This window comes from Clostridium sp. (assembly GCF_051278035.1).
In the GTDB taxonomy this organism is placed as follows: domain Bacteria; phylum Bacillota; class Clostridia; order Clostridiales; family Clostridiaceae; genus Clostridium_AD.
In genome coordinates this window covers 1-3,980 of sequence record NZ_JBNMNU010000265.1, presented here as the reverse complement: position 1 = coordinate 3,980, position 3,980 = coordinate 1, and the positions used below count along the sequence as shown (strand labels likewise).

Below are 3,980 nucleotides of genomic sequence, written 5' to 3'. Positions count from 1 at the left end.
CCTTTAACAAATGAGTTTAAACAAATTGATACTAATATACAACAGGGGTTACAAACAAAAAATGAAAATATTTTATATACTAAGAATATAACGCAGGATGAGGCTAATAAAATTAAAGCTGTTTTAAATAAATCTGAATCAATGAAAAAAGTAAATATTGGCATGACTAAAACTTTAGCTAAGCAAGAATATAAAGTATATAAGGATAGCGAAAAGATAAAACGTATAAATCCACTAATAACACTTTTAGATAATGGAACTATAACTGAGACTCAAGCTGAAAAAATTTTAATGAAACAAATAAAAATAGTGAATGATAGAATGATTAAAAATAAAAAAGTGTAAATAATTATAGCTATAGTAAAATGGATGGAGAAAGAACTATGGCTAAGAAGAAATGTGAGAAAATATATATAAATCGAAATAGCGCCATATGTTATTTTTAACATATGGCGCTAAATTTATTAAAGTATAAAAGTTGTTTTTTACTGAAAATTAAAGATTAAATGAAGTTTTGTGAAACTAAGTATTTAGTATTATTTATCCTTAGATTCCCATTTAAAACCTGCATTTTTTAGATTTTCTAGTATTTCTAATACTTGTTCATGAGTAAGATTATCAGGGTAAATACTTTTATCTATTTCAATTTTAATGTCATTATTGTAAGCATTGTCCTGTGCTATTATTCCTAATCTATTATCTGTTCGGCCCAGGAGGTAATCTGTAGAGCATTGTAAATAATCAGCTATTTGCTTAACAAAATCTACTTTAGGTTCTCGTAAATTATTTTCATAACGGCTCAGAGTTGCCTTTGTAGTTTTCAAATCTTCAGCCATTGTTTCTAATGTAACATGTATTCTGTTTCTTTCAGTCTTTAATCGATCACCGAATGTTACCAAATGAATCACCTCCATAGTAAATATTATACAAGATATATATGACATCAAAAGAAATATTACCAAATATATAAAAATATTGAATAATTTATTGACTTGTTACCGATATGGCAATATAATTAAGTTACCAAATGAATAAAATTACTTTTGTAAGGTGGTGAGCTGATGGCAGTTAATTATGAGTTAAAAGTTTTAAGTGCCGAAAATAACAAACATGTTGTGGTATTATTTTGCGGATATAAAATATAAACATACTGGTAACTTAAGGATTATAGAAATTGAGATGCATAGTATATTTTGATTCAATAATTCGAGGGGTATAAAGGGAGGATTTAACAATGGCTAAATATAGACAACTGTATACTGAGTTCTGGAGTGATGGGTTTGTAATGGATTTGACACCTGAGGAAAAGTTTTTTTATCTTTATTTACTGACTAATTCAAAAACTAGTCAGTGTGGTATTTATGAACTTCCAAAACAGATCATAGTTACTGAAACTGGATACAATAGAGAAACTATAGACAAGCTTCTTAAAAGGTTCTGTGAGTACAATAAGATAGCTTACTGTGATGAAACAAAAGAAATCATGATTTTAAACTGGATAAAATTCAATCCACCAAACAACAGCAATGCAATTAAATGCGTAAATAAAGAGTTAAGTAAAGTGAAAAACTTCAAGTTTATTGAGATACTTTATCTGCAGTGCGGAGTGCAGGAGTTAGAGGTGGATAAAATATTTGAGGGGCTTTATAGGGGCTTACAAGGGGGTACTAAGGATACTCCGAATATTAAATCATTATGTGATGAAAAATCCTGTGATAATCAGAAAACTGAGGAAAATCAGTGTTTTCAACCATTAAATGCTATTGAGGCAAGGGGCTATGAAGGGGCTTATGAGGGACTACCAAGTAATAGAATAAGAAGTAATAAAGAAGAAATAAAAAGTAATAAGCAAAAAGCAATAAATAAAGAAGAAGAAGTAAGAAGCACTAAAAATAATTCTGCTTCTGACATTTCAGGTGTAATTAAAGTTTTTGAAAATAATATCCATTTACTGTCACCACTAGAACATGAAAAGCTAATGGACTTTACACGTGATGTAAGCTGTGATGCTGTTATTATGGCAATTGAAGAGGCAGTATATTATAACGCTAGAACTATTAAATATATAAGTAAAATATTGAACTGCTGGATAAGCAGAGGTATTAAAACTGCAGATGGTGTACGAGCTTATCAAAGGGAATGGGATAATAAAAAGAACTCATCTCCAAATGAAAATAGAAAAAAGGGTGCTTTCTGTGATTATGACCAGAGACAATATGATTTTAATGAGCTTGAGAAGAAGCTATTAGGGTGGAGTGAGCCTGAGTAGAAAGTTTATTTAAAAAGTGGACAAGATGTTGATCATTTTAACATATTAGAAAGGATGGTGTGTATTATGGAAAATCTAGTTAGCAGAGCTAAAACTAATGAGGGTGAAGCTACAGAAGAACTAACAGGAAGTTTCAAATATCTAATATTCAAGGAGGCGACAAGGTATCACATTCCAGGGTATGATTTATCGGATCTTGTCCAACACGGATATTTATCAGTGTTAAAAGCTATAGCTATGTACAAGCTAGGAAGCAACAGTTTTAATGGGTACTGTATTAACTCTATAAAAATGAACTATAAAGCTCTTTTAAAAGGGCAGATAAAGCATTATAGGGAAGTCCCAAATAATGACATGCTAGATTTTGATCTTTCAGGTAATTATGAATTCACCCTAGAGGATGAGGTTATAGCTTTTGACGAAGTAAAAAAACTATATGCCGCGATTGAAACGCTTGAGCCATTAGAGAGAGAAATAATAGAAAAATATTATATTTTGGACAAATCACTAGGAGAAATAGCCTGTGATAGTGATAAAAGCTACCATCAATTTGCAAGACTTAAGAAAAAAGCCCTAAAAAAACTAAAGGCCCTTATATAAATTTATATATTTCAATAAATTTTCGCACAAAACTTTTACGATGCATATATACTAAGTGGAAAGAAAATGAAGGAAGGAGTGATTCAAATGGCAGTTGTATCAACAAAGGTATCCAGTGCACTAAAACTTACTATGAAGGTAGGAGTTGACATCAAAGGTAATGACAAATATGCAACAAAGAGATTAAGTAAATTAAAAGTAGCTGCAGTAGACGCAGATCTATTTGCTGTGGGAGAAGCTATCTCAAACCTCAAAACTTATCCATTATTTAGATTAGACAGAGAAGATCAATTCAACTTAGTTAGTGAATAGTAGTTCCAATTTAAAATTGAAACTTCAATCAAACAATTAAAAGGAGGGAAAAGGATATGCATAAATTAGTTATGAGATTTTTAACAGATACAGAAGGTAAATATTTTACGTTAACTGTATCTGACATTAAGGCTGATGGAGAGGGTGTTCCAACTGTTACAGAAGAAGAGGCAAATTCACTTATGGATTTAGTCATTGCTAGCAACATTTTCGAATCAGCGAATGGTAACTTAATTGGCAAGAAAGATGCCAAAGTAGTTTCTACGGATACTAGTATAATTGATGTAGCTTAGAAAATTAGTGCCCTTAAAAAGGGCGCTTTTTTTCTGTTATTACTTGATTTACATTTCAATAAAATTGTGTCTTAATAATTTAATTTAACTGCTTATCATCTTTATCATATGCCTTTATATTTTGGAATAAATTCTTATTACCAAGTAACTGAAACCAAAATATATTACCATCTTTCTCTTTAATAATTGTGTTAATTAAATCATTTGATAAAGTGATTTTAGTTATATTTGGATTAAATATTTTTCCCATTGCTAAAAAAAATTTTATACCATCTGGAGTTTCAACTTCTAAACCAGCAGCCATATAAGATGGTGGTTTTTTGTCTGACTCAAAATCAGTAAGTGATGTAATTCTGTTAAATGTCCAGCTATCTTCGTCTTTACCCATATATGCCAGACCCAAAGCTTTATAAGAAGTGAAGAATATCATTTTACTTTCACCAATTGTTTTTTCGTAAAGTATATCTTGCAAAGATAACCCTTCGCTTTGGAATCCTTGTTCGATT

6 protein-coding genes and 1 pseudogene are annotated in these 3,980 nt (G+C 30.3%); 5 read left to right on the top strand and 2 right to left on the bottom strand.

What is annotated here, in order from left to right; all coding sequences use genetic code 11:
• Window positions 1-345, top strand: a pseudogene (locus ACJAX4_RS22550) (hypothetical protein); the annotation flags it as partial.
• Window positions 346-536: 191 nt separating this feature from the next.
• Here ACJAX4_RS22550 and ACJAX4_RS22545 read toward each other — a convergent pair.
• Window positions 537-899 (bottom strand): helix-turn-helix domain-containing protein, encoded by a 363-nt coding sequence (locus tag ACJAX4_RS22545; protein WP_435791687.1) that lies wholly within the window; start codon window positions 897-899, stop codon window positions 537-539.
• A 335-nt stretch (window positions 900-1,234) separates the two neighbouring features.
• On the opposite strand from ACJAX4_RS22545, the gene ACJAX4_RS22540 reads away from it, so the two are divergent.
• The 4 genes from ACJAX4_RS22540 to ACJAX4_RS22525 all read left to right on the top strand — a co-directional run bounded on the left by ACJAX4_RS22540 (window position 1,235) and on the right by ACJAX4_RS22525 (window position 3,474).
• The gene (locus ACJAX4_RS22540) at window positions 1,235-2,269 is read left to right on the top strand and encodes a DnaD domain-containing protein (protein ID WP_435791686.1); all 1,035 of its coding nucleotides are present in this window, start codon (window positions 1,235-1,237) and stop codon (window positions 2,267-2,269) included.
• A gap of 66 nt (window positions 2,270-2,335) precedes the next feature.
• Window positions 2,336-2,869, top strand: a complete 534-nt coding sequence (locus tag ACJAX4_RS22535) for a sigma-70 family RNA polymerase sigma factor (RefSeq protein ID WP_435791685.1) — start codon at window positions 2,336-2,338, stop codon at window positions 2,867-2,869.
• Window positions 2,870-2,935: 66 nt separating this feature from the next.
• Window positions 2,936-3,181: a DUF1659 domain-containing protein gene (locus tag ACJAX4_RS22530; protein WP_435791684.1), complete on the top strand. Its 246-nt coding sequence runs from the start codon at window positions 2,936-2,938 to the stop codon at window positions 3,179-3,181.
• Window positions 3,182-3,237: 56 nt separating this feature from the next.
• Entirely contained in the window at window positions 3,238-3,474 is a 237-nt protein-coding gene (locus ACJAX4_RS22525; protein ID WP_435791683.1) for a DUF2922 domain-containing protein, read from the top strand.
• Between the two features lie 79 nt (window positions 3,475-3,553).
• Here ACJAX4_RS22525 and ACJAX4_RS22520 read toward each other — a convergent pair.
• Window positions 3,554-3,980, bottom strand: a 427-nt coding sequence (locus ACJAX4_RS22520) for a hypothetical protein (RefSeq protein WP_435791682.1), incomplete at its 5' end; no start/stop codon positions are given.